The sequence below is a fragment of the Halopseudomonas sp. genome (genome assembly GCF_047631575.1).
Classification (GTDB): Bacteria; Pseudomonadota; Gammaproteobacteria; order Pseudomonadales; family Pseudomonadaceae; genus Halopseudomonas.
The window spans coordinates 60,255-86,061 of record NZ_JBLIAB010000005.1; the positions used below are offsets into that span (position 1 = coordinate 60,255).

The window sequence follows — 25,807 nt, forward strand, 5'->3', positions numbered from 1 at the left end:
AGTGAAGCAGCAGGGGTGACATCCTGTCAAGCACTGCAAGTTACGGTAATATGCCTTTATTTAAGATAGGTTGGAAACAGGCAATGACCGATTCAGACACCCTTTTTGCAGCGCCCCTGGCGCGAATCAGTGACTTTGCGTTCGACCATGAAGTGGTTCGGGTGTTTCCTGACATGATAAAGCGTTCAGTGCCGGGTTATCCAACCATAATCGAAACGATCGGGCTGATTGCGGGCCAATATGCAAAGCCCGACAGTGTTATATACGATCTCGGCTGCTCACTTGGCGCCGCGACCCAGTCTATGCGCCGGCATGTTCGGGCATCGGGGTGTCAAATTCTCGCGATCGACAACTCTGCGCCCATGATCGAGCGCTGCGAGGAATATCTGCAGGCACAGAATTCGATGGTTGAGGAACTGACTCCCGCCGACGTTATACAGGCAGATATAACCCAACTAGCTCTGCAGTCTTGCTCTGTCGTAGTGCTGAATTTTACCTTGCAATTCGTTGCTCCAGCGCTTCGGCTAGCACTGCTGAAAAGAATCTATGATGCACTATTACCCGGCGGCTTGCTTATCCTCTCGGAGAAACTCGCTTTTGCCGACACGCATACCCAGTTAACGATGGAAGCCATGCATCACGTATTCAAACGGGCAAATGGGTACAGTGAACTTGAAATTGCGCAAAAGCGCAGCGCCATTGAAAAAGTCATGTTGCCCGACACCCTCGAGACCCATCGCGACCGTCTCACCAGCGCAGGCTTTGATCACAGTCATATCTGGTTCCAGTCACTCAATTTCTGCTCAATGATGGCGTACAAGTGATCGATTACTCACCGCTTTACCAACACCTGGCCGCGACACCCCTGGCACACTGGCTTGATGATCTGCCTTCAGCGTTGACCAAGCGCCTTGACGGAGTCAATCATGGCGATTTACAACGCTGGCAAAAGGCCGTTGAACGCCTGCCAAAAGCTCAGCCTTCGTCAATCGATACAGCAACGGCTGTACGTGTAGGTCTATCGGCAGACATTGACCCCAGTAAACACGCGCTGTTCGAGCAGGCTCTGCTAGACCTGCAGCCCTGGCGCAAAGGTCCGTTCGAGGTATTCGGAATAACGATCGATTGCGAGTGGCGCTCTGACTGGAAATGGCAAAGGATCTGCTCACATATTGATCTGACAGGTCGAACGGTGCTCGACGTGGGTTGCGGTAATGGCTACCACATGTGGCGTATGTGGGGCGAAGGTGCGCAAACGGTGGTAGGCATTGATCCTAATCTATTGTTTTATAATCAGTTCGCAGCGATCAAAAAGTATATCCCCGACTCTCCGGTGTGGCAGCTGCCGTTCACACTGGAAGAATTACCTGAGCCCACTGGCGGCTTCGATACCGTTTTCTCCATGGGCGTGCTTTATCACCGGCGATCTCCAGTCGATCATTTGCTGCAGCTCAAGGCCTGCTTGCGCCCAGGCGGCGAACTGGTCCTGGAGACACTGGTCGTAGAGGGTGACGTAAACGCCTGTCTGCTCCCAGAAGATCGTTATGCGCAGATGCGTAATGTTTGGTTCTTGCCTTCAGTGGCCATGCTGGAGCGCCTGCTGCGTCGCAGCGGTTTCAGGGATATCCGGTGCGTGGACATCAACAGAACGTCAATAGAAGAGCAACGCAGCACCGAATGGATGCAATTTCAGTCGTTGACGGATTTTCTCGACCCATCGAACTCACAATTAACCATAGAGGGATACCCGGCGCCAATGCGCGCTACGTTAATCGCCGTGCGTCCCTGAGTATAACAATGGGTTATTGATCACGGCCTGGAGTCTGAAGAAAACGCCATTGCATCTCGCGTTCGAGTCTCTAAGCAAGCGTTTTTAACTGCATGTTGACCGCCAGCCCTGTCTAAGACTTGGCAAGGACGCTTTATCTAGCCAAATACGGTGACTGTCTGTCTGCTTATCGCAACCAGAGTGCCGTCCTCTCGCCAGACCATAGCTGACGCGTGGCCATAACCGTCACGCGCATGATCGATATTGGCACGGTAGAGCAGCCAATCAGTATTACCTAATGCCGGCTGCGGCTGCACAAACTCAATTGTCCAGGTTAGCGAGCTAGCAGGCGCGCGGTGCTTCAGATGCGGCAACACAGCCGGAGGCCAAACATCTACCAAGCCAAGTATATGTCCCTCGTGAATACTGCCCTCATCTTCACGAAAGCGCATCCATCCACCCATCTCACGTTTTTTGCTGTTGCTGAAAGGGAGATCTCCCAACGCCCAACGCACTGCAAAATGCTGCAAAAAAACAGGATTTAGTCCTTCTACATAAGGCATCTCCATGCAGTCTTCAGCGGCTTTGACCTGGGGTGCGGGCTCGCTAGCAAGCGAGACTACCGATTCGCGGGACGCCCCAAAACTGCCTTGCACAATGCACATGACCTGTCCATTTTGTCGCGCCATCCCGAGCATTTGCGTTACCGCTTTGCCTTCACGCAAAACCTGCGCTTCGACCTGCATGGGTTCACCAGGTGCAACCGGCCCAACAAAAGTGATGGCAAGTGAGCGTACGGGGCGATCCTCCATTACTTTGGCGCGCATACCCTGATAGACCAAAGCCGCAACCAGCCCGCCGTACGAAGCGCGTCCCTGTGCCCAACCAGAAGGAATGGTGACCTCTTGTTTGGACGACTCAGCCAGCGCGGAGAGGAGTTCTGCAAATGTCATTTATTCGATCCTGTGTTCAGCGAAGGCGCCATCTTAGGACATGCCGAGCATCCGGAAAAGCATGCCAGCGGCACATAGCTGGAACGAATACACAGCTATGGCGAAACCGTTGACAACGCTTCCTCGATATCGTCTGCCGCAAACATGCGTAAACCGCACAACCAACCAAGTGCCAGCCAGCCTGCCGGCATTTCTGGCCAATCATCAGGGCCAAGCCCCTCAAGTTCATAACCTTGCACGCCTGCTCGCGCCATCAAGCGTTGTTGCCACCAGGCTATGTAATGACCCGCGCCCGTGGCATATCGATTGAGCAGTCCGGCACGCAGACGCAAGGGCAGAGAAGCGAACAACAGTTCGTCAACAGCCGCAAAAATGCGTTGCTCGTTTTCCAGATAAGCGGCCTCCGCGGCGACAGACAAATCCAGCTGAACCGCAAGAACGGCAAGTTGCCGGGCATACTCACGGTGGCTATGCACCGGATCGAGATGACTGAGCCAATCAAGCTGCAATCGCTCGACGGACTCGACCAGAGCAAACGCACCAGCGGCGGGTGAATCCAGCAAGCTAGCCAGCCACTGACGCTGAGGGAAAGGCACTGAAGCAATCAACAAAGAGAGCTCGGCACTGCTGGAGCCCGCTCGTGGCTGCCATTTGCCAACATTACCCTCAGGCACATTCTGTAAGCGTACGCAGCGAGCCTGCCAATCTGCAGGCAATAGCTGCACTTTCACTGCCTGCCAACGACTAGCAAGATCAGCACTGCGTTGTTTCAGCCAGCGCTCGAACAACCACCGCCGGCGTGATTTATAAACTGTCATCCGATGCGCGTCCCAACCGATCCTTGATCCTTTGAATAATACCGCGGTTGTCTTCCGCCAGCCCGCTCTTGTCAGGCAGCGGCACAGCACGGCAAAGGTCCAGAGTAAAATGACCCAGGCGCGAACTATAGAGACTAATACCTATCCCCTGCCCTACCCGCGCAGCGAGCTTTTCCATCAAACCGGACAGAAAGCTGTCGCTCAGAGCGCCAATGGCCATCTCACTACCACCCGCCAAAGCGATGTTACGCAATACATGACGCGCCAAACGCCAACGTCCAAGCTGACCGATGGGCAAACCATAGCAGGTGGCGACTCGCTGCATCATTCGAATATTGCGCCAGATTACCAGCATCAGATCGACGGATACCCAGGGACTCGTCGCTACCAGCATGCCCGTACCCACGGCTTCATTGCGGATCAGCCGGCGGGCAAGCACGTCCAAAGGCTGATAGAATTGGACATTGAGTCGGCGGCTGACTTCCTCTGCGGTGTAGGACTGATCCAGACCGGCACAGGCACTGTCCATCCGTTCAGCTAGCGGTGTATCCGCATGAAGTTGCTGCAACCTTTTCAGCCAATCCAGAGCCAGACGCTCGCCCGGGTTACGCAAGGCGGCGCGCATTTCCCGGCGTAGCTGCTCCAACGCCGTGAGCCGCAGACGCTGATTGCGCAATGCGCGCCAACTGAGTAGACCAGTCCCTGCCATCAACAAGCCCAATCCACCGGTCATGACGCCCGCGAGCGGGCTCCATGCCCAGGCAGCAATGGACCATTGCCCCCACTCCAGTGCTGCGCCACCCAATGCCACCGTTAACAACAAATAACCCATGCGACGAGGCCAGAGACTCAATGCCGGCGCATTGGCCAAGCCGGCTGGCATGGGTGTTACAACCTCTGATTTACGGATAGGTTGCTCAACTTCTTCGACCACTATGGCGTCCGCATAACCGCTCTGGGACTCTGGCTCCCAGCTCTCGAGAATACGCGGACCGTCCTTCAGGGATGTGCGATCAGTACTCATAGCAGCTTGCCTTCCAAAATCCAGCCCACCAGATCATCCATCCGAAAATGCGGGAATGGCTCATTGCGATGCAGATTTGCCGGAGGCCGAAGATGCAGCAGCTTCGGACCCACAAGCTTGAGATCCAACGGCAGGTGCCGAGGGACAGAGACCGGTTGATAGCGGACAAAAGCAGTCTGTCCCACCAGCCCCCCGACCATGGTCTCCCCCTGTTGATCGGCAGCCCGGACTGCAGACACTGGAAAGCCCTGCACCTGCACGCCACCATGGCGCACTTCGGACAGGCTGTCAGTGACCAGATCCTCAAGACACTGCTGCAGTGACCGTTGCTCGCCAGGCGCGACCTGATCGACCTTGGTGGCGCAAATAGCCATGCGACTGATACGAGGACTGAAGAGGCGCTGCAGCAGTGAATTGCGTCCATAGCGGAAGCTGCCCATCACATCCTCCAGAGCCTGCTTGAGATCCTTCAAGGCTGCCTGACCCGCCTGCATCGGAGCGAGCATATCAACAAGCAGAATCTGTCGGTCAAGCCGACTGAAATGCTCGTCATAAAAGCCTTTAACCACGAAGTCGCGGTAATAGTTGAAGCGCTGCTCGCATTGCGACCACCAGCTTCCTGCAGGTCCATCGCTGTGCTGGTTGGCGGATAATAACGGCACGAACAACAGCATATCAGCGGCAATCCCACTACCGGGCAACATGAAGCGTCCTGGCTGATTGCGCGAAAGCTCTGCATCGGTCCGGCACCGCAGTATAAAAGCGGTCCATTCGGCCGTCAGCTGGCGCAACTCGACCGGATCACAAGGTGCGGCCGGATCAATGGCAGCCAGCCTTAAACGCAGATCTGCGGCAATGGAACGGCGGGGTTCACTATCGACCAGAGCTGCCATCTGCGCACACCATTGGCCGTAATCAAGTCCCAACAAAGGCAGGTCAAGTAACCACTCCCCCGGATAATCAAGCAGCTCAATGCGAACCTCCCGAACCCCTTGTATCTTTCTCAGCAGGCCCTCGGGACGAAATTGCAGATCAATCACTACTCGAGCGAGATCGGTTGTAGATGAAGGCCACCGCGCGGGAACCGACGAGAGCGCATCAAGCGCTTCGAGATAGGAAAATGGCTGGGCGACGCTTACCCGTTGCCAGCGCACCGATATGAGCCGATTAAATGGGATGCGCCTGGCCAGCAAGCCCCGATGATGATTCTCAAGCTGGTTGATCACACTGGTAATGAACGTTGTCTTGCCCGCACCGCTCAGACCCGTCACACCCACACGTACGGTTTGACTTCCCAGACGCGCTACCCGACTCTGGGCTTTCTTGGTCCAGTTCACATTTTCCACAGTCGCCATGCAGATGCCCCGCAAAACATTTAAGGTCTATCTTCTTTACAGTATCGCACAGTCCACAACTTGATCAGAGGTTGGCCCAATGGCCTATTCAGACACGCATAGCAAGGCAATCGGTTATCTTTTATGGATTTTTGGATTCATGGGCGCCCACCGCTTTTATTATGGCAAACCGATTACCGGCACCCTCTGGTTCTTTACCCTCGGATTCTTCCTGATTGGCTGGATCGTCGATCTATTTTTGATACCGTCGATGGATCGAAGTGCCGACCGTCGATTTCGCAGCGGTCCGGTCAATTTCAATCTGACATGGGTGTTGCTGACATTTCTAGGAATATTTGGCCTACACCGCCTTTACATGGGTAAATGGATCACCGCCATCCTCTACTTCTTCACCGGAGGGCTTTTCCTGCTGGGCGTTTTATACGACTACTGGACATTGAACGAGCAGATATCTACCCGCAACATGCAGCGTGAATGGTGATGCCAATGCACCAACACCAGCGTCGTTAATAGGGTAGAATCGGCACCTTTCGCCAAGCGCAGGAAGGTAGCAAGAGTGGAAATATTCAAGGAGTTCACGTTCGAGTCTGCACATCGCTTACCCCATGTACCGGATGGGCACAAATGCGGACGCCTGCATGGACATTCCTTTCAAGTGGCTATCCACATCAAGGGTGAGCCTGACGCGCGCACTGGCTGGATCAGGGACTTCAGTGAACTCAAGGCGATTTTCAAGCCCATTTACGATCGTCTCGATCACCATTATCTCAATGACATCCCCGGGCTGGAAAATCCGACCAGTGAAGTCCTGGCGAAATGGATCTGGCAGGAACTCGAGCCTCTTTTACCAGAGCTCTGCCAAATAACTATTCGGGAAACCTGCACCAGCGGCTGTATTTATAGGGGCGTTTGACGTTAGCTCGTAGAAACATTACAGCCCCATTCAGGCTGCTGAAAAGCGGTCTTCCAAGTAAGCGCCGATAACCTTTGACTCATACAGCCAAGTCACTTTTCCGGCATCCTCGATCCGCAGACAAGGTACTTTTATCTTGCCGCCCTGTTCAAGCAAGGCCTGACGATCTTGCACGTTGTTTTTGGCGTCTTTCAACTCTACCGGAACGTTCAATTTGTGCAGAGTACGACGAGTCCTGACGCAAAATGGGCATGCTCGGAACTGGTAAAGAGCCAGGCCCGCCGCAGCTTCCTCAACGGCTGCCTGCCGCTCTGCCGGACGTTTCATTTTTCGTGGGCGGGTGATGAAGTCGAGAAAAATAATCAGATTGCCCAGACCTGTTCGCAACGCTTTTACTATCATGCTGGCTCCTCTTTGCTATGTTTGGAAGCTCAGCTTACCCGAGTTTGGAACCGCTGGCTTGCCGGGCGAGCACGAAGAAACTTTGATCTTGTAACGGGGCAGAAATAATGACACCACAAGACTTACAATTGCTGGTTACCCGGGAAATGCCATTCGGCAAATACAAGGGAAGGATATTGGCTGACATACCAGGCCACTACCTGAACTGGTTTGCACGCGAGGGCTTTCCAGCAGGTGAAGTTGGTCGACTACTGCAGCTTATGCAAGAGATCGATCATAATGGCTTGAGTTATTTGCTCAATCCATTACGTACCAGCCCCCGCAAATCGTACCCTGACAAATAGCTTCTATCACGCCTGCCTCAGAGAGGGTCGTTGCGATACATCAACTCATCAGGTAGATGTACCAGATAGTCTTCCTCTTTCGGGGGCATCTGCAGGTGGTATGACTGGGACGCCAGATTTGCCAGGACAGTATGAATGTCTTCGCGTGCCAGCTTGCGGTCAGCGCTCAATACCAAATCCATGGCCAGCTCCGGTTTACCGAACAGTTGCATCAGCGATTCGGGTAGTTCGGCCAGATCTTGTTTGCGCGGCACATACAGGTACATGCCCTGCTTACGTTTGCTGCGATAGATAGAACACATCACTTTCATATATTGGCGCCCTTGGCATTTGCAATGACTAACAACTCTTCACCCATCAACTCCCGTCGCCAGCCAGTCAATTCGGCGGGCAATGAGTAAGGACCGCCCGGATAACCTGTGCGCACCAATGCTTCGATACTCTTCTTGCGCAGCACAATCTCTGGGGCGATGCCAAGTCGCTCGGCCTGTCGCTGACCTACCTTGCGTAATGCCTTGAGCAAATGATTGGCATCTACCGGGAGAGGTTCAGGCAACCGCTCAGGCCATTCACTGGAAGGAACCTGCTGGCCTTGACGAATCAACTCCAGTATCTCGTTGCCATGATGCCGCACAGTGCGCGGGTGCATGTCTTCAATCCGTGACAACGCCTGGAGATTATCCGGCTGACGCTGAGCCAAGGGACACAGCGTGCGCTCACGCAACATCCGGTTACGCGCCTGATCGCGCTCACGGGCTTCCCGCTCGCGCCAACTTGTCAATATCTTGAGAACCGCCAACTCGCCAGGTTTGAGACGCCACGCTTGTTTAATGTTGATGTACGCAGTGTCCGGCTCCTGAACACGCTGGGCTGCGGCTACCTGATCGGCGGTATCTTCAAACAACCACGAGCTCAGCCCTGCTGCTTCGATTCGTGGGACGATGACCTGATAAATCTCGGCAAGATAAACAGCGTCAGCAGCCGCATAGGATACCTGCGCTGCGCTTAGCGGTCGCTGCAACCAATTAGAGCGCGTCTCTTCCTTTGACAGATCAATATCCAGCAAAACCTTTACCAAACGTGAGTATCCCATGGAGAAACCCATATCCAGATACGCAGCAGCCAACTGGGTGTCAAACAATGGCGCTGGTGCGGCGCCACACAACTTGAAGAAAACTTCAATATCCTCACTACAGGAGTGCAGAACCTTGACGACATTAGAGCTGCGCAACACCTCAACCAGCGGTGACCAGTCGGTGATCGCCAGTGGATCAATCAGAAACGCCCGCTCCCCATCACATATCTGGATCAAGCCGGCGATCGGAAAAAAGGTCTCCGTTCGTTCGAACTCAGTATCCACCGCGACATAGGGTCGTTCCAGCCATTGCATGCACCAGAGGGCCAGCTCAGTATCCTGGTCGATCATCAAGGGTTCGGGAGAAAGAGTCATTTACACATATTCCTTTTTCAGGCGCGCAGTATAACCGATCAATCGATCGATCGGGCGCAGCGCATCTGAAGCGGTACAAAACAGTAAAATTCACCGGCGTCAAACAGTAGCCATTATAATTCAGGCGTCAGTCGAACAAAGAGAGGAGGCAGGCCGCAGAAGTCATCATACAAAGCATCGTGCAGATTCGGGACGAAACAAAGAAAGCAGCCGAGCAGATGTTGCTCAGCGAAAAAACTCAGCGACTTTCTGAGTCTTTTGAAGACCTGAGTCCGCCGTCATCTGCGGCGAACCCGGTCGGTACGGATTACTCCAGAGCAATACGGGCCTGATTATTCTGGACTGTAGCGGGCCCAATGCCCTTGACCTGTGCCAGGTCATCTGCAGAACTGAAGGCGCCATTCTCGTCGCGATAATCGACGATAGCCTGGGCCTTTGCTTCACCCACACCCTGTAGCACTTCAGCCATCTCAGCCGCGCTTGCCTCGTTGACGTTTACACTCACCATGGGTGTGCCTGCTGATTGCGCCATGACGGGCAGGGCTAGCAAAGTCGAGAAAGAAAGGCATAACGCCAGAATGATTTTTTTCATTGATACTCTCCTTGTGATTGTGGCGCCGCACTGCCGGGTACTACTTGGCAGGCCTGGCCCGCTTCCCTGCGGCCCAATCAACTTAAGACAAGATCAACTCAATGCATATACGTTTTGTTTATTAGTGTGGAGTGTTTCGCAAAAAAATTTCAGAGCGCTGATAAACCACGCTGGAGATCTGCTCGCAGATCATCGATCTCCTCCAGCCCAATAGCCAAACGGATGAGATTATCCTTGATACCAGCGACGGCTCGAGTTTCGGCGCTCAGACGTCCATGCGTCGTTGTCGCCGGGTGCGTAATTGTCGTTTTGCTATCACCCAGGTTTGCGGTAATAGACATCAGCCGGGTCGCATCAATAAAACGCCAGGCCGCAGCGCGACCCCCCCGCACCTCGAAACTCACAACTGCGCCAAACGCCTTCTGCTGCGCCTTGGCGAGCTCATGCTGGGGATGGCTTGGCAGTCCCGCGTAGTACACGTGCTCGACTTCCGGCTGCGATTCTAGCCACTCTGCAAGGGCTTGGGCGCTTATGCAGTGGGCCTGCATACGCAGACGCAGCGTCTCCAGCCCCTTGAGGAAAACCCAGGCGTTAAACGGGCTCAAGGTAGGACCGGCTGTGCGCAGAAAACCTACCACCTCCTGCATATGTTCCCGTCGGCCGGCGACCAGGCCGCCCAAACAGCGGCCCTGACCATCTATGTATTTGGTTGCCGAATGAATAATAAGGTCCGCGCCCAGCTCAATAGGCTTCTGCAGCGCCGGCGTACAGAAGCAGTTATCCACGGCAAGCAAAGCGCCATGCTTCTTTGCGACCATGGAAAGCCCGCCAATATCCACTACTTGCGCAAGTGGATTGGAGGGGGATTCAACAAAAAACAGACGGGTATTGGGCTTGCAAGCCGCGCTCCAGGCGTTGAGGTCTGTCAGCTCAACATAGTCATATTCGAGACCAAAGCGTTTGAAGTACTTATCGAACAGACTGATCGTCGCGCCGAAGACACTGCGCGATATCAGCACATGATCGCCAGCCGAGCAGAGACTCATCACCATTGCCATGATCGCTGCCATGCCAGACGCAGTCGCTACTGCTTGTTCAGCGCCTTCAAGGGCGGCCATGCGCTCTTCGAAGGTGCGTACAGTCGGATTCATATAGCGCGAATACACATTCCCCTTTGCCTCTCCGGCAAAGCAGGCGGCAGCGTCGGCTGCGCTGCGAAAGACATAGCTGGAGGTCAAAAACAGGGCTTCGCCATGCTCGGCCTCGGGGCTTCGACGCTGACCCGCACGGACGGCGAGCGTATCGAAACCGGCACCTTCCAGATCACTGTCAAGACGACCGGGTTCCCATTCTTCAGTCATTTCGGGCTCACTTGTTCGTTCAGTTCTTGTAAGATCAATTATTGTGTAATTCGATACCGGCACTACCCATATCACCCGTGCTCATCGCCGCATCGTTTCGCGCCTGTTCGATCTTACCCAGGTAAGCTTCGTTGACATCGCCTGTGACATAGTCCCCGTCAAATACCGAGCAGTCGAACCGAGTCAGCTTAGGATTACCTTCGCTCACCGCATCAATCAGATCCGCCAGGTCCTGGTATATCAGCCAATCGGCTCCAATCAGTTCGGCGACTTCATCGGTGGTACGGCCGTGCGCGATAAGTTCATGCGCAGTAGGCATATCGATACCATAAACGTTTGGATAACGCACTGCAGGCGCAGCCGAGCAGAAGTACACCTTGGCAGCACCAGCTTCGCGTGCCATCTGGATAATCTGCTTGCAGGTCGTACCGCGAACAATAGAATCGTCGACCAGCAATACGTTCTTACCACGGAATTCCAATTCGATTGCATTCAGTTTCTGGCGCACTGATTTCTTGCGTGCAGCCTGACCGGGCATGATGAACGTCCGCCCGATGTAACGGTTCTTGACGAACCCTTCACGAAACTTGACGCCCAGGTGATTGGCAAGCTCAAGTGCAGACGTTCGGCTGGTATCAGGAATGGGAATCACAACGTCGATACCATGATCCGGCTTTTCTCGGAGAATTTTCTCTGCCAGCTTTTCCCCCATGCGCAATCGTGCCTTGTAAACCAGCACGTTATCGATCATCGAGTCAGGCCGTGCAAGATAGACATGCTCGAAAATGCAAGGGGAATAGCTCGGATTCTCGGCACATTGAGAGGTATGCAGTTCACCCTTTTCTGTGATGTACACCGCCTCGCCAGGTTCCAGATCCCTGATCAGATCGAAGCCCAACACGTCCAGCGATACGCTCTCAGAGGCAATCATGTACTCGACGCCAAGCTCGGTTTCACGTTTGCCAAATACGATTGGGCGAATGGCATGAGGGTCGCGGAAGCCCACTACACCGTAGCCGGTGATCATTGCGATCGCTGCGTATCCTCCGGTGCATCGCGCATGAACCGCACTGACCGCGTTAAATATGTCCTCCTTACCAGGCTGTAATTTTCCTCCACGGGCCAACTCGTGCGCGAACACATTGAGCAGGACTTCCGAATCGGAATTGGTATTCACATGGCGAAGATCGGACTCATATATCTCATGGGACAACTGCTCGACGTTGGTCAGATTGCCGTTGTGCGTCAGCGTGATGCCGTAGGGTGAGTTCACGTAAAACGGCTGAGCTTCTGCTGAGCTGGAAGAGCCCGCCGTTGGGTAGCGCACATGTCCGATTCCCATGTTCCCTAGCAGCCGCTGCATGTGCCGCTGATGGAAAACATCACGAACCAGACCATTGTCCTTGCGCAAATGAAGCCGGCCCCGATCACAGGTTACGATGCCGGCGGCGTCCTGGCCACGATGCTGCAGGACAGTCAGAGCGTCATAGAGCGCCTGATTGACGTTCGACTTGCCCACAATGCCAACAATGCCACACATGCCTAAATACCTCGTATGCGTACGACGCTCACCACGGATAAGCGCAATAAATCAGCGGCCAAAAAACCCAAGAATCATATTCTTGGACCAGTCAGCCACCAGGAGAAAATGAGGGATCAGCTCAGACTGCCGCCACCACACATCGCCCTCGACGGGGGCAAGACTGAGCAGACCCACCGCGACGACAATCAACAATGCACCTCGTGCAGCGCCAAAGATCATGCCGAGAAAACGATCCGTACCGCTCAGCCCTGTTACCCGAACCAGCTGACCGATCAGATAATTGATAAGACCGCCCAGTAACAGGGTCAGAATGAAAAGAATACTGCAAGCAACGATGACCCTTATCGAAGGGGTCTCTATGAAGGAAGAGAGATGACCCGCCAACGCACCCCCAAACAACCAGGCAACCAGCCCAGCAACAACCCATGTCAGTAAAGACAATGCTTCCTTGACGAAACCTCTGGCCAGACTGATCAGTGCCGATACGGCAATAATGGCAATAATGGCCCAATCGATCCAGCCTAGCGTCACTGTGCAGCACCCGAAAATGAACAGGACAGTATTCTATCAGAGCACCGGTCCGGTCCGGAACAGCTATCTCCTTTGCGTACCTGCATCATAGGCGGTAACCAGACCCTTCATGCCATGTCGGCTGGCCAGCTCGTCGCGCAACTTGTTAGTTTCAGCACGATCAAGCAGAGGACCGACAAATACCCGGGTAATGTCGCTGCCATCGACCTTGGCGAACAGCGAATAGGCGTTATAACCCTGTCCAACCAGCGTGTCGCGCAACGCCTCAGCATTGGCAGCGCTAGAAAAACTACCCAACTGGACGACCCAATTTCCATTCTGCATCTGCACTGGCTTTTTTTCGACCGCGGGAGGAGCGGGAACCATTGGAGTTTCAGCGGGCTTGGACACTGCGGGGGCCTCAGGCAGCGTCTCGGGGGCAGGGATCTCGGCTACGGGTTCGGGTGCTGGCAGCTCTATCGGTGCTGCAGCTTCGATCTCGGTCTGATCCAAAACCGGAGCTTCCGGCACTTCGATCTCAACTTTCACCGTTTCGTCCTGACCGGAAAGGAGCATAGGCAGAAACACGACTGCTGCTACAACCAGCACAAGCGCACCAATTATGCGCTGCTTCAACTTGTCATCCATTGCTCACTTCCCATGTTTTTTGATCGAGCCAAAGTATGGCGGCTGAAACACAAAAAAACGATCCGAAAATAACGATTTCCGTACTGGTCGGGGTATTTTCCAATGTCTGTTCCAGCGCTGCGGCTATTGAGCCGTACGCCTCTACTCGCTCGCCGGATGCCGTTAAATGAGTTACCAATTCGATATTAGGGCGGGCTCGAGAGCTGGGTAGCGGCGCTATAGCCCAACTGTCAAACATACCTAAAAGCGGCTTTACAACGCCGGCAAGATCCTTGTCCGCAAGCAGTCCAAACACGGCATGGCGGTTCAGCTTTCTAGTGCGCAACTGGTCCCGAAGAAAAGCTGCAGCATGGGGGTTATGGCCAACGTCAAGCAATAACCGGCGAGGCTGGCCATGCCAACTGATAGTCCGCTTTTCCAGCCGGCCCACCACGTGGGCATCACTCAGCGCCTTGGCAATTAACGCGTCTGTAAGATCCAGCCCTGCCGCCCAGAATGCCTGCACCGCACTGGCCAGATTATCCCGCGGGAGCTGGGCCGGAGCCAGACCCTCTATTCGACGTGAAAGGTCTTTACTATCAATACCCCAGAGCACCCACCCTACTGGCGTCGCCTCCCATCCATAGCTACTTCCGCGCTGGTGCATGGGTACTTTCAGACGAGTAATAGCTGCAGTAAAGCTCGGCGGCAAATCGGTCTCGCTACAGATCAGCGACTTACCCTGGCGCAATATACCTGCTTTTTCAAAGCCCACCGCATCGCGTGTATCGCCCAGGTACTCCTGATGATCCAGGTCGATGCTGGTCACCACCGCCACGTCAGGATCAATGATATTGACAGCATCTAGACGCCCGCCTAGGCCTACCTCCAACACCCAGGCATCCATCCCTGCCCGCTTGAACAACAACATTGCTGCAAGCGTGCCAAACTCAAAGTAGGTAAGCGAAATTTCCGCGCGTGCGAGATCGATCTCGACAAAAGCTTCACACAACTGACGATCAGTTGCTAACTGGCCGTCGATACTCACACGCTCGTTGTACGCCATCAGGTGAGGCGAGGTATACAAACCGGTTTTCAGCCCGGCCTGACGGAGCAGGCTGTCCAGAGCTGCACAGGTCGAGCCTTTACCATTAGTACCAGTGACGGTGAACACCTTGGCCGTGGGCTGGCAGATACCTAGACGACGCGCCACTTCGGCGACCCGATCCAGCCCCATCTCTATATCAGTGGGATGTAGCTTTTCCAGACGAGCCAGCCAGCCAGCCAGGTCAGCAGCTGGCATCACGCCTGACCGACTTCGGTCTCATCCAATTCGACCTGAGAAACCGGCGGCGGCTGATTGGTGAGAATCGTGAGAATACTGGCCAGCCGATCACGCAATTCTCCGCGGGGCACAATCATATCCAAGGCGCCGTGGGACAGCAGAAACTCGCTGCGCTGAAAGCCAGGCGGAAGCTTCTCGCGAACCGTCTGTTCGATAACGCGAGGACCAGCAAAGCCGATCAGCGCATTGGGCTCCGCGACATTGAGGTCGCCAAGCATGGCCAAGCTAGCGGAAACACCGCCATAAACCGGATCCGTCATGACGGAGATGAATGGAATGCCCTCCTCCTTCATCTTAGCCAGCGCAGCGCTGGTCTTGGCCATCTGCATCAACGAAAACAACGCTTCCTGCATCCGGGCACCGCCCGAAGCGGAAAAACAAATATAGGGGATTCGGTCTCGAAGGGCGATTTCAGCACCGCGGACAAATCGCGCACCGACAACGCTGCCCATCGAGCCACCCATAAAATTGAACTCGAATGCACTGGCGACTACCGGATTGCCCTTGAGCATCCCCTGCATCACCACCAAGGCGTCTTTCTCACCGGTATCTTTCTGGGCAGCAGTCAGTCTGTCCTTGTACTTCTTGCTATCACGGAACTTCAAGCGATCAACTGGCTCCAGTTCGGTAGCAATTTCACTACGCCCGTCGCTATCGAGGAAAATATCCAGGCGCCGGCGCGCATTGATCCGCAAATGATGCGAGCACTTCGGACACACATCCAGATTCTTTTCCAATTCCGGACGATAAAGCACTGCGTCACAGGATGGGCATTTGCGCCAGAGCCCCTCAGGCACACTGCTTTTTTGTGCTTCGGAACGCACAATAGAGGGAATCAGTTTGTCCACCAGCCAGTTACTCATTACCAATCCTTTTTCGTTGTCTACTTAACCAATCAATTTGTGCCTGCTCATACATCCATCGCTGAGCGCATCTCGCGAATCACGTTACAGACCGCCTGACGCGCCTGTTCGGGTTGCTGGGCATGAGCAGCAATCTGACTAACCAGCACCGAGCCTACCACGACGCCATCGGCAATCGAAGCAACAGCTGCAGCAGTAGCACCATCGCGGATACCGAAACCGACGCCAATTGGTAGCGTGGTAATGGTACGCAGGCCTTCAAGCTTGTTTGCCACTGCATTGACGTCCAGCGCACCGGATCCAGTCACACCCTTGAGTGAAACGTAATAGACATAACCGCTGGCGCGCTTGCAGATTTTCGCAGCACGAGCCAGCGTCGTAGTCGGCGACAACAAATAAATTGTATCCAAACCCCGGGCCTGAAACAGGTCGACTATATCATCAGCCTCCTCCGGGGGCAGGTCCACTGTGAGCACACCATCAACTCCTGCAGTTTTTGCCGCGTCAGCAAAAACGTTATAGCCCATGCGCTCTACCGGATTGAGGTATCCCATGAGAACGACAGGTGTCACTTTATTGGTCTGGCGGAATACGCTCACCATGTCCAGTACATCAGCCAGCCGCAGATGATGGACAAGCGCGCGCTCCATCGCCAGCTGAATAATGGGCCCATCGGCCATAGGGTCAGAGAACGGCACACCTAATTCAATTATGTCGGCACCCGCCTCGACCAGATCATGCATCAATGGGACGGTCATACCCGGCTCTGGATCCCCGGCGGTAACGTAGGGAATGAGCGCTTTTCGGCCGGCGCTGTCCAGCTGTTCAAAACATTGCTGTATTCGACTCATTACATGCTCTTTTACTAGATACTGATGCCGTCTATGTCGGCTACCGTATGAATATCCTTGTCGCCACGACCAGAAAGATTGATTACGATTGTCTGATCTGTACGCATGGTTACAGCTAACTTCATAGCATAGGCGACAGCATGCGCTGACTCCAGCGCAGGCATGATGCCCTCGATGCGAGTCAGGTCACGAAAGGCTTTCAACGCCTCTTCATCGGTAGCGCTGACGTAGTTAACACGACCGATATCCTTGAGCCAGCTATGCTCAGGACCAACGCCGGGATAGTCCAGGCCGGCAGAGACTGAATGGGTCTCGATAATCTGCCCACCCTCGTCTTCCATCAGATAGGTTCTGTTACCGTGTAACACACCAGGCCGACCGGCCGCCAAAGGCGCTGCGTGTTGGCCGCTATCAAGTCCCAGACCCGCCGCTTCCATGCCGTACATCGCTACACCTTCGTCTTCGAGGAACGGATGGAACAGACCAATGGCATTGGAGCCTCCACCGACACAAGCAACCAGTGCGTCCGGCAGTCTGCCGAATTGCGCCAGGCATTGAGCTTTGGCCTCACGACCAATCACACACTGAAAATCACGCACCAGCTTTGGATAGGGATGCGGACCCGCAACGGTGCCTATAATGTAAAATGTATCGTCAATATTGGTGACCCAGTCACGCATCGCTTCGTTCATTGCATCCTTCAGCGTTCTGGATCCCGATGTCACAGGAATCACCTCGGCGCCAAGCAGTTTCATGCGATAAACATTCAGTGACTGACGCTTGACGTCATCGGCACCCATATAGACCAGGCATTTCAATCCCAGCCGGCTGCTACCGTTGCAGTCGCCACACCATGTTGACCAGCACCTGTTTCCGCAATAACCCGCGGCTTGCCCATATGCTTGGCCAACAAAGCCTGACCGATCGTATTATTCACCTTATGCGCGCCGGTGTGGTTCAAATCCTCGCGCTTGAGATAGATCTGTGCCCCGCCGGCGCGCGCTGCCAGCCTTTCAGCTAGATAAAGCGGCGATGGACGACCGACATAGTGAGCAAGGTCATAGTCAAACTCAGCCTGAAAGTCCGGATCGCCGGAGAGACGTTCATACAGACTTTCAAGTTCTTCCAAGGCATCAATCAGGGTTTCGGATACAAACCGCCCCCCATATGGACCAAAATGACCTCGTAGATCCGGCACTGCTGCGTAGTCCAGTTTAGTTGATTCAGTCACGCTGCACCTCACGCATAAAACGAGTAATTCTGGAGACATCCTTGATGCCTTTGGTCTGTTCAACGCCCCCGCTGACATCGACCGCCCAAGGCTGGCAGCGGCGAACGGCCTCCGCGACATTGCCAGCATCCAGCCCGCCGGCCAGGATCAGATTCCAATGCCTGTCAGTCGGGATCAGCGACCAGTCGAAAACCTCGCCGGTCCCTCCGGGCACGCCCTGCTTGAAACTGTCCAGCAAAATGCCGCAGGCCCCAGGCCATTTAGCCGCCAGCGCGTTCAGATCGTCTCCACTCTGCACGCGTAGTGCTTTCACATAGGGACGTAGAAACTGCTGGCAATACTCATCCGGCTCGTCTCCATGAAACTGCAGCAGATCAAGCGGCACAGCCGCTAATACCGCCCATACGGCCTCCGGCGCCGCATCGACAAACAGGCCAACGGTAGTCACGAAAGGAGGTAAAGCCCCGACAATGCTCAACGCAGTATCGATATCAACAGCCCTAGGACTGGGCGAATAAAACACCAAACCAATGGCATCCGCTCCTGCGTAAGCAGCTGCAATAGCGTCCTCCGGTCGGGTTATCCCACAAATCTTGACTCGCACCATAAATCGGCCTGCACCTTTAATGGGGTAAAAAACGATAGTAGCAGATCAGGTCTGGAGCGTCAGTCGGGGTCGTTAAGCGCCGACAGAAAGTGCGGCCCCATATAACGCTTTGGTAAAATAAAGCGCTCGGGATAGGTTACATCGACCAGATACAAACCGTAAGACGGTGCAGTCAGCCCACCACGGGCCCGATCTTTTGAAGCCAACACCTCTCCTGCCCATTCGATCGGCCTTTCGCCACAACCGATCTGCATAAGCACCCCGGCAATATTGCGTACCATGTGGTGCAGAAAAGCATTGGCTCGGATGTCCAGCACGATGAACCGACCAAAACGTTGTAATCGCAGGTGATGGACTTTTTTTATTGCCGACTTGGCCTGACAGGCCAGGGCACGGTAGGACGTGAAATCATGCTCACCAACCAAGGCCTCTGCTGCCAGCTGCATGCGTTCAATATCCAGCGGACGATAATTCCACGTCACCTCATGAGCAAGATGCGCAGGGCGAACCGGATCATTGTAGATAACATACCGATATCGCCGAGCCATCGCGGAAAAACGCGCATGAAAATCGGCGGGCACGCTTTGAGCCCAGCACAAACTGATATCCGCAGGCAGGTTCGCATTGGCGCCATGAAACCAGTTCAGTGGTTCACGAACGGCGTCGGTATCCCAATGAATGATCTGGCACGAGGCATGAACACCTGCATCGGTACGACCGGCACAAAACAGACTGACCGGGTGGTTGGCGACACGACTCAGCGCCTTTTCCACCTCTTCCTGAACACTGCGCACGCCAGCTTGCTGACGTTGCCAACCGCGATAAGCCGTACCGCGATATTCCACGCAGGCCGCCACCCTGGAAACAACAGCGGCCGCCCCTAGGGCGGCCGCTATACTGGTTGAACGACTCATTGTTTAGTCAAGTTGCCCCATCATCTCGCGAGCTTCCTGCTGCTGTTGTTCGTTACCTTCCTCGATAACTTCACTCAGAATGTCTCGTGCTCCTTCCTGATCTCCCATATCAATGTAAGCGCGGGCAAGATCAAGTTTTGTAGCAGACTCATCTGTACCTGAGAGGAAATCAAACTCGTCATCATCTTCACTGTCGAGCTCAGATTTCTGGACTGTCGCGGGCTCGGATTCCACTTGTTCGATCTCATCAGCCTCGGCGTGCGCTTCAGTCTCCGCAGAAGCGGCATCCAGCTCAGCCTCGAATCCTTTAAGATCATTGTCCGACAACTCGACCGTTTGCTCGACTTCGATTGGCTCCAATTCCGTTTCGGCCGTTTCTTTGGGTGCGGGTTGATCCCCTTTTAGGCTATCGAAATCACCGGTCAGGGAAAGATCAAAATCTTCGTCCAGACTGAATTCATTCTCGACCGGCTGTGCCGGCACCGTAGGCTTGGCCGGTGGTTCCTCAAGATCAAAATCGAACTCAAAATCATCATCTTTTGCTGCTGGCGCAGCAGTTTCGATGCCCGACTGTGCAAGGCTGTCGGCTAAACTTTCATCCAGATCAAAATCGAGATCGAAGTCTTCCAAGCTTTCCTCGGCCACCGGCTCCTGCCGAGCGACTGGCTCAGAATCGACATCAAAGCCACTAAAATCATATTCCTCAATAGGCTTTTCGGCCTGCCCAGCTTCTTCAGCCGGCTCGTACCGACGCTCCTTTAAGAAATCGTCATCCAGCTCCGGGTAGTCGTCTGCTGTTACCGCAGCACTAGCGAATGCAGCGGCCATCACCGGAAAACGGACATTCAACAAATCAATTTGATGATCAACAGTGCCATTCGAGCGCAACGCTACTTCCTGCTCGGTGTAACCCTCAACGTCATCAAGCATGCCATGGACTTCCATCAGTTTCAGTCGAAGGTCCGTGCGTTCAGGCTCATTATCGATAGCAGAACTCAATACTTCTGCTGCCTGCCCAAGCTTGCCGTATGCGATTAAGGCATCTGCCTCTAAAATCGGATCCTGGGCAATATCAAGATCCTGCTTGCGGTCTTCCTGATGATCGGCGATTGCAACATTGAACTCGTCAGTGTCCTGCGTACTCGTCTCATTGCTTTCAGCTGCCCGTGCTATGAAATTATCCGCCATGTCCGACTCACGACGCGCATTACGTCGAGCAACAGCCATCAGTAGAAGCAATAGCAGCAACAGAACCACACCGCCACCGGCAATAAGGAAGCTCTGATTCTGCATCATGCGCTGCAACATACCGAGCGTGTCCTGCTCGGCTGCAGGCGGTTCAACAGCAACTACCGCAGGAGAAGATTCGTCAGCAACCTGCTCGGACTCTGTCACTGCCAGCTCTTCGGTCACAACTGGCAGCTCGTCGGCCACCACTTCAATCTCCTGAGACTGGGCCGCATCTAGTGTAGTGTTCGGATCGCTCTCAGACAATTCGGTCTGGTTTTCGGTCGATGCCAGTGGGTCTTGCGTGACGTCTGCCGCAGACGCTGATTGTTCCAGGGTGGCTACCGCAGCATCAGCTAGCTGGTCAGTCGGCAACGCTTCAATATCACTCATAGACTGCTGCATGGCAGCAAGCTGTTCATCTTTCAATGCTAATAGACGTTGTAGAGTATCCATCTGCGATTGCATATCGGTCAGGCGGCGTTCCGCTTCAGCTTTTTCCCGTTTAACCGAGTCAAGTTCTTCCTTGGTGGTATCCAGAGCATCGCGCAGCTTGCCTTCGCCGCTGCGATTCCCAGCGTCCGCACCACCATCTACCTGATCTTCTCCACTGCCCACAAGGCGTAATTCATCGTCATTACTTGCCTTTTGTGGGGCCGCAGCAGCGGTGTCTCGCTGCCTGGCATCCAGTTGCCGCTCAGCGGGTTCTGCTGGCTGACGACGCTGTTGCCATCGAGCATTCTGCTCTGCGACCTGACTGACTGCATCACTCTGGCTGCGAGCGGAAGACTGTGAGGCATCGGGTAAAGTAAGATTCTCGCCGGCGCGCAGGCGATTGATATTGTTATCTATAAATGCATTCGGGTTGAGATCCTGGATTGCCAACATCGTTTGATGAACCGACGCGCCCTGCGGGCGATGGCGCAGTGCTATTTCCCACAACGTATCAGACTGGCTGATCCGAATAGTACCAGTGGCCTGTGCAACCGGCTCTTGATATAGAGGATCGGCAGGCGCAGCACTCCGGGCAGACTGAGCAGATGGCTGCCGGGCTGGTTGAACCTGAGTGGGCCTGGTTGGCTGTACTGACTGAACGGGTTGTTGACGAGCGGGCTGACTAACTGGCGCTGCAGCTACCACTGGGCCTGGCTCATAGAGAGGCGGATCGAGCAGCAAAGTAAACTCGCGAAGCACCCGACCTGAAGGCCAGCGTACTTCAACGAGGAAGTTCAGAAAGGGTTCACGCACAGGCCGGCTCGATGTAACCCGTATAACGGATTTGCCGTCGGACCTGACAACCGGTGTAAAGGTAAGGTCGTTCAGGAAGAACACGCGTTCTATTCCTGCACGGCCAAACTCATCCGGGGTAGCCAGCGCCGGAAGAATTTCCTGACTGGAAAGATCACGGATCTGGAGCAACTCGATTTCTGCATCGAGTGGCTGATTGAGCGACGAGCGTAAATTGATGTCACCCATTCCTAGTGCGAAGACTACGTTTGATGACATCAGAGCGCTTGCTGCGGCAACAGCCAAAACCAGTTTGCGAACCATAGCGAAGTTCCTTTGCTTTTATCGTTTTTCTCTCGCGTCAACAGATACCTTACTGGCGTTCCGCCCTGCCCTGCTCCCCTAACTCGGCACGCAGCAATCTGATAACTCGTCAGCACTAAACCCTTTTGACAGGGGAACCCAAACCGCTTAATACGAATTGCACAGCAAGTATCGATTACAAATAGTCTTTTATCAACAACCTGAGGGTCTCAAGACTGTTAAGTACCACACCTTTTCGCAGATTATCCGACACAATCCACATATTAAGCACAAGAGGATCGATCGGATCCTGACGTAAACGACCTATCCAAACCGCATCGCTTCCGGTGGCTTCAGTTATTGGCGTCGGAAATCCGTCGGCGGCGGCCTTGTCCAGTAACTTAACACCAGGCGCCTTGCGCAAGAGCGTAGCCAATCGTTTGACCGGAAGTGCTTCGCGGGTCCGCAACTGGATAACCGCGGCGGTACCGTAAAAAACCGGTACCACCACACAGGTAGCCGCAATGGATACACCTGGCAACTCGAGTATGCGTCGCACGTCCTCGCCAAAACGGGCTTCATCGCGGGTAAAGCCCTGTTCATCGAGCTCGCCAGTGCGCGGTATCAGATTGAACGCAGCCTGTTTGGCCAAAGCGCCCGCTTCAGCAGGCTGACCATTGAGCAAGCGTCCGGTCTGCAACGCAAGTCCTTCTACCGCATCCTGGTCAAGAGTCGACATCGACTGGTAGGTAGCGACAGCGACCGATTGCACACCGGATTCGCGTACTATCGGTTGAAGAGCAAGCACCGCCTGTACAACCTGACTGTCGGGACACGCGATAACGCCCGGTGTGGCAAACCCGCTCAACACGTGCGGATTTGCATCGGCTACAACCATCGGTGCCTGAGCGTTGCTGCGCGAAGAACCGCTAGCGTCGATGATCGTGCAGCCTGCAGCCAAGGCGGGTGGAATCCAGGCTTCAGCCATGCTTTCAGCACCTAGAAAAACGGCCACTTTTACCAGAGAAAAATCAAAACGTTCGAGGGGTTCTACACGCTGGCTCTGCCCTTTGTACATCAACCGGCCGCCAGCTACGGTTTCTTCGTCTACCAGAAATAGCTTCGCAATAGAAAAATCATGCTCGTCCAACACATCGACAAGAATATCGCCGATCATGCCCGTTACACCTATTATTGCTACATCACAGGAGCTGCTCATCACTATTCCTCGACTTGAAAAAAACAAAGGGCACCCTGCCTGTAGCAGGATGCCCTTCTCTTTTACCGGACCAACAATCAGTCTTCCTGCAATATCCGCAACATGCGGCGCAACGGCTCCGCAGCACCCCACAACAACTGATCACCCACCGTGAATGCGGATAAATACTGCGAGCCCATATTCAGCTTGCGCAGACGACCTACCGGAACCGACAAGGTGCCAGTGACGGAGGTGGGCGTCAAATCACGCAGCGTATCTTCCTTGGTATTGGGCACCACCTTGGACCAGGGATTGTGCGCATCCAGGATCGCCTCGATATCCGCCAGGGGCACATCCTTGTTCAGTTTGATGGTCAGTGCCTGACTGTGACAACGCATCGCACCGATACGCACACAGATGCCATCGACTGGAATCGGACGCCCGCTTCGACCAATAATCTTGTTGGTCTCAGCCTGCGCTTTCCATTCTTCTCGACTCTGACCATTAGGCAGTTGCTTGTCGATCCAGGGTATCAAGCTGCCTGCCAAGGGCACACCGAAATGCTCTACTGGAAAGGTATCGCTGCGCAGGTTTTCGGCTACCATGCGGTCAAGCTCGAGAATCGCACTGGCCGGATCGGCCATCTGCGCTGCTACCGATTGATTGATCGCACCCATCTGACCAATTAACTCGCGCATACTCTGCGCCCCGGCGCCGCTGGCCGCCTGATAGGTCATTGCACTCATCCATTCGACTAGACCGCTTTCGAACAGCCCACCCAAGCCCATCAACATCAGACTGACTGTGCAATTGCCACCTACATAAGTCTTCACGCCATCGCGCACAGCCTGGTCGATGCCACGGCGGTTAACCGGGTCAAGCACAATCAACGCTTCATCTTCCATGCGCAGTGTGGAGGCAGCATCAATCCAATAGCCGTTCCAACCCTCAGCCCGCAGCTTTGAATAGACCGCCTGGGTGTAATCGCCGCCTTGACAGGTAATGATCACGTCCAGCGGCTTCAAAGACTCGAGGTCAAAGGCATCTTTTAACGGTGGAATGTCCTTGCCAATATCCGGCCCCTTGCCACCTACATTGGAGGTGGTAAAGAACACCGGATCAATATTGGCAAAATCCTTCTCTTCAAGCATGCGCTGCATCAGTACGGAACCAACCATACCGCGCCAGCCAACCAGACCTACCTGTTTCATGGCATCAACCCCCAGGGGGTAAAAATTCGAAGACAGCTGCGCCGGCTAGGCCGCGCGCAACACAAAGCCGAACAGTTTACAGGTTTTTCAGGGCCGCGGCCACGGCGTCACCCATTCCTGATGTACCCACCAAATTGCAGCCCGGAGACATTATATCTCCGGTACGCAGACCCTGGTCGAGTACCTGACTGACCGCCTGCTCGATGGCGTCAGCCGCCTCGGTTCGGTTAAAGCTGTAGCGCAACATCATCGAAACCGAGAGTATGGTTGCCAACGGATTGGCAATACCGCGCCCGGCAATATCCGGAGCGCTGCCATGACAGGGCTCGTACATACCCTTGTTATTGGCGTCCAGTGAAGCCGAAGGCAACATGCCAATGGAGCCGGTCAGCATGGAGGCCTGATCCGAAAGAATGTCACCAAAAAGATTATCGGTCACAATCACGTCGAACTGCTTGGGTGCCCGCACCAGTTGCATCGCACAGTTATCGACATACATGTGCGTCAGTTCAACATCGGGGTAATCAACCCCAACCTCGTTGACCACCTCACGCCAAAGTTGGCTGGAAGCGAGCACGTTTGCCTTATCCACTGAACACAGCTTTTTGCCACGAATACGTGCCATATCGAAACCGACCCGGGCGATACGCCGCACTTCAGTCTCAGTATAAGGCAAGGTATCAAAAGCAAAGCGCTCACCATTGTCGAGCACCTGTCGTTCTCGGGGCTGACCGAAATAGATACCCCCAGTCAGTTCTCGCACAATCAGAATATCCAGGCCGGATACCACTTCAGGCTTGAGTGTCGAGGCCTCTGCCAATTGGGGATACAGAATGGCGGGCCGCAAATTACCGAACAATCCCAACGCCGAGCGGATTTTCAGTAATCCGCGCTCGGGACGCAACGCAGGATCTATGGCGTCCCACTGAGGGCCGCCCACCGCTCCAAGTAAAATAGCATCGACTTCACGCGCCCGCGCCAGCGTTTCGTCAGCCAAGGGTGAACCGTAACGCTCGTAGGCGGCACCGCCGAGATCGTCGAAACTCAGCTGGGCGTCCAGTCCGTACTTATCACTAGCCAACTCAAGGACCTTGACCGCTTCGGCCATGATCTCCGGACCAATGCCGTCGCCGGGAAGTATAAGGATGTTCATGCTCATGGTAATTCCCT

At 54.4% G+C, this 25,807-nt stretch carries 26 protein-coding genes and 1 pseudogene; 5 read left to right on the top strand and 22 right to left on the bottom strand.

Translation table 11 applies throughout. The features are described 5' to 3' along the window. Positions 1-83 precede the first annotated feature (83 nt). Together cmoA and cmoB are read left to right on the top strand one after the other, a co-directional pair. The gene (gene cmoA / locus ACJAXR_RS10725) at positions 84-824 is read left to right on the top strand and encodes a carboxy-S-adenosyl-L-methionine synthase CmoA (RefSeq protein WP_415058264.1); all 741 of its coding nucleotides are present in this window, start codon (positions 84-86) and stop codon (positions 822-824) included. Beyond that, entirely contained in the window at positions 821-1,789 is a 969-nt protein-coding gene (cmoB, locus tag ACJAXR_RS10730; RefSeq protein ID WP_415058265.1) for a tRNA 5-methoxyuridine(34)/uridine 5-oxyacetic acid(34) synthase CmoB, read from the top strand. Before cmoA ends, cmoB begins: the two co-directional genes overlap by 4 nt. Before the next feature lie 137 nt (positions 1,790-1,926). Here the strand turns inward: cmoB and ACJAXR_RS10735 are convergent, their stop codons facing one another. From ACJAXR_RS10735 to ACJAXR_RS10750, 4 genes are all read right to left on the bottom strand, one after another. Continuing rightward, positions 1,927-2,721 (bottom strand): acyl-CoA thioesterase, encoded by a 795-nt coding sequence (locus ACJAXR_RS10735; protein WP_415058266.1) that lies wholly within the window; start codon positions 2,719-2,721, stop codon positions 1,927-1,929. A 95-nt stretch (positions 2,722-2,816) separates the two neighbouring features. After that, positions 2,817-3,539, bottom strand: a complete 723-nt coding sequence (locus tag ACJAXR_RS10740) for a hypothetical protein (RefSeq protein ID WP_415058267.1) — start codon at positions 3,537-3,539, stop codon at positions 2,817-2,819. Then, the gene (locus ACJAXR_RS10745; protein ID WP_415058268.1) at positions 3,526-4,563 is read right to left on the bottom strand and encodes a DUF697 domain-containing protein; all 1,038 of its coding nucleotides are present in this window, start codon (positions 4,561-4,563) and stop codon (positions 3,526-3,528) included. Before ACJAXR_RS10745 ends, ACJAXR_RS10740 begins: the two co-directional genes overlap by 14 nt. After that, positions 4,560-5,918, bottom strand: a complete 1,359-nt coding sequence (locus tag ACJAXR_RS10750) for a YcjX family protein (RefSeq protein ID WP_415058269.1) — start codon at positions 5,916-5,918, stop codon at positions 4,560-4,562. The genes ACJAXR_RS10745 and ACJAXR_RS10750 overlap by 4 nt, the downstream gene beginning before the upstream one ends. A gap of 79 nt (positions 5,919-5,997) precedes the next feature. Between ACJAXR_RS10750 and ACJAXR_RS10755 the strand changes: the two genes are divergently transcribed. Then, positions 5,998-6,399 (top strand): NINE protein, encoded by a 402-nt coding sequence (locus ACJAXR_RS10755; protein ID WP_415058270.1) that lies wholly within the window; start codon positions 5,998-6,000, stop codon positions 6,397-6,399. Between the two features lie 75 nt (positions 6,400-6,474). Further along, positions 6,475-6,831 (top strand): 6-carboxytetrahydropterin synthase QueD, encoded by a 357-nt coding sequence (gene queD, locus ACJAXR_RS10760; RefSeq protein WP_415058271.1) that lies wholly within the window; start codon positions 6,475-6,477, stop codon positions 6,829-6,831. Between the two features lie 30 nt (positions 6,832-6,861). Here the strand turns inward: queD and ACJAXR_RS10765 are convergent, their stop codons facing one another. Beyond that, the gene (locus ACJAXR_RS10765; protein WP_415058272.1) at positions 6,862-7,233 is read right to left on the bottom strand and encodes a glutaredoxin family protein; all 372 of its coding nucleotides are present in this window, start codon (positions 7,231-7,233) and stop codon (positions 6,862-6,864) included. Positions 7,234-7,340: 107 nt separating this feature from the next. On the opposite strand from ACJAXR_RS10765, the gene ACJAXR_RS10770 reads away from it, so the two are divergent. Continuing rightward, positions 7,341-7,577 carry a DUF3820 family protein gene (locus ACJAXR_RS10770; protein WP_415058273.1) on the top strand — a complete coding sequence of 79 codons (237 nt, stop codon included), beginning with the start codon at positions 7,341-7,343 and terminating at the stop codon, positions 7,575-7,577. A gap of 17 nt (positions 7,578-7,594) precedes the next feature. Here the strand turns inward: ACJAXR_RS10770 and ACJAXR_RS10775 are convergent, their stop codons facing one another. The 17 genes and pseudogenes from ACJAXR_RS10775 to leuB all read right to left on the bottom strand — a co-directional run bounded on the left by ACJAXR_RS10775 (position 7,595) and on the right by leuB (position 25,796). After that, complete coding sequence (locus tag ACJAXR_RS10775) at positions 7,595-7,888, bottom strand: YcgL domain-containing protein (protein ID WP_415058274.1); 294 nt, start codon at positions 7,886-7,888, stop codon at positions 7,595-7,597. Then, complete coding sequence (gene rnd / locus ACJAXR_RS10780) at positions 7,885-9,027, bottom strand: ribonuclease D (protein ID WP_415058275.1); 1,143 nt, start codon at positions 9,025-9,027, stop codon at positions 7,885-7,887. Before rnd ends, ACJAXR_RS10775 begins: the two co-directional genes overlap by 4 nt. Positions 9,028-9,334: 307 nt before the next feature. Continuing rightward, the gene (locus ACJAXR_RS10785; RefSeq protein WP_415058276.1) at positions 9,335-9,619 is read right to left on the bottom strand and encodes a ComEA family DNA-binding protein; all 285 of its coding nucleotides are present in this window, start codon (positions 9,617-9,619) and stop codon (positions 9,335-9,337) included. A 149-nt stretch (positions 9,620-9,768) separates the two neighbouring features. Continuing rightward, positions 9,769-10,980, bottom strand: coding sequence for an O-succinylhomoserine sulfhydrylase (locus ACJAXR_RS10790; protein ID WP_415058277.1), 1,212 nt, complete (start codon positions 10,978-10,980; stop codon positions 9,769-9,771). Between the two features lie 34 nt (positions 10,981-11,014). Next, positions 11,015-12,520, bottom strand: a complete 1,506-nt coding sequence (purF, locus tag ACJAXR_RS10795) for an amidophosphoribosyltransferase (protein ID WP_415058278.1) — start codon at positions 12,518-12,520, stop codon at positions 11,015-11,017. A gap of 51 nt (positions 12,521-12,571) precedes the next feature. Continuing rightward, positions 12,572-13,054 carry a CvpA family protein gene (locus ACJAXR_RS10800; protein WP_415058279.1) on the bottom strand — a complete coding sequence of 161 codons (483 nt, stop codon included), beginning with the start codon at positions 13,052-13,054 and terminating at the stop codon, positions 12,572-12,574. Positions 13,055-13,117: 63 nt separating this feature from the next. Next, complete coding sequence (locus tag ACJAXR_RS10805) at positions 13,118-13,681, bottom strand: SPOR domain-containing protein (RefSeq protein WP_415058280.1); 564 nt, start codon at positions 13,679-13,681, stop codon at positions 13,118-13,120. Further along, positions 13,674-14,963 carry a bifunctional tetrahydrofolate synthase/dihydrofolate synthase gene (folC, locus tag ACJAXR_RS10810; RefSeq protein WP_415058281.1) on the bottom strand — a complete coding sequence of 430 codons (1,290 nt, stop codon included), beginning with the start codon at positions 14,961-14,963 and terminating at the stop codon, positions 13,674-13,676. The genes ACJAXR_RS10805 and folC overlap by 8 nt, the downstream gene beginning before the upstream one ends. Then, positions 14,963-15,868, bottom strand: coding sequence for an acetyl-CoA carboxylase, carboxyltransferase subunit beta (accD, locus tag ACJAXR_RS10815; protein ID WP_415058282.1), 906 nt, complete (start codon positions 15,866-15,868; stop codon positions 14,963-14,965). Before accD ends, folC begins: the two co-directional genes overlap by 1 nt. Before the next feature lie 47 nt (positions 15,869-15,915). Beyond that, the gene (trpA, locus tag ACJAXR_RS10820) at positions 15,916-16,719 is read right to left on the bottom strand and encodes a tryptophan synthase subunit alpha (RefSeq protein WP_415058283.1); all 804 of its coding nucleotides are present in this window, start codon (positions 16,717-16,719) and stop codon (positions 15,916-15,918) included. A gap of 14 nt (positions 16,720-16,733) precedes the next feature. Further along, positions 16,734-17,932, bottom strand: a pseudogene (gene trpB, locus ACJAXR_RS10825) (tryptophan synthase subunit beta). 10 nt (positions 17,933-17,942) lie between these two features. Next, on the bottom strand, positions 17,943-18,557 hold the full coding sequence (locus ACJAXR_RS10830; RefSeq protein ID WP_415058284.1) for a phosphoribosylanthranilate isomerase: 615 nt from the start codon (positions 18,555-18,557) through the stop codon (positions 17,943-17,945). A gap of 59 nt (positions 18,558-18,616) precedes the next feature. Continuing rightward, complete coding sequence (gene truA, locus ACJAXR_RS10835; protein WP_415058285.1) at positions 18,617-19,471, bottom strand: tRNA pseudouridine(38-40) synthase TruA; 855 nt, start codon at positions 19,469-19,471, stop codon at positions 18,617-18,619. Positions 19,472-19,474: 3 nt separating this feature from the next. Beyond that, positions 19,475-22,249 (bottom strand): FimV/HubP family polar landmark protein, encoded by a 2,775-nt coding sequence (locus tag ACJAXR_RS10840; RefSeq protein WP_415058286.1) that lies wholly within the window; start codon positions 22,247-22,249, stop codon positions 19,475-19,477. A gap of 175 nt (positions 22,250-22,424) precedes the next feature. After that, positions 22,425-23,447, bottom strand: a complete 1,023-nt coding sequence (locus tag ACJAXR_RS10845; RefSeq protein WP_415058287.1) for an aspartate-semialdehyde dehydrogenase — start codon at positions 23,445-23,447, stop codon at positions 22,425-22,427. A gap of 77 nt (positions 23,448-23,524) precedes the next feature. Next, positions 23,525-24,637 carry an aspartate-semialdehyde dehydrogenase gene (gene asd, locus ACJAXR_RS10850; RefSeq protein WP_415058288.1) on the bottom strand — a complete coding sequence of 371 codons (1,113 nt, stop codon included), beginning with the start codon at positions 24,635-24,637 and terminating at the stop codon, positions 23,525-23,527. 76 nt (positions 24,638-24,713) lie between these two features. Then, complete coding sequence (gene leuB / locus ACJAXR_RS10855) at positions 24,714-25,796, bottom strand: 3-isopropylmalate dehydrogenase (protein WP_415058289.1); 1,083 nt, start codon at positions 25,794-25,796, stop codon at positions 24,714-24,716. Positions 25,797-25,807 lie beyond the last annotated feature (11 nt).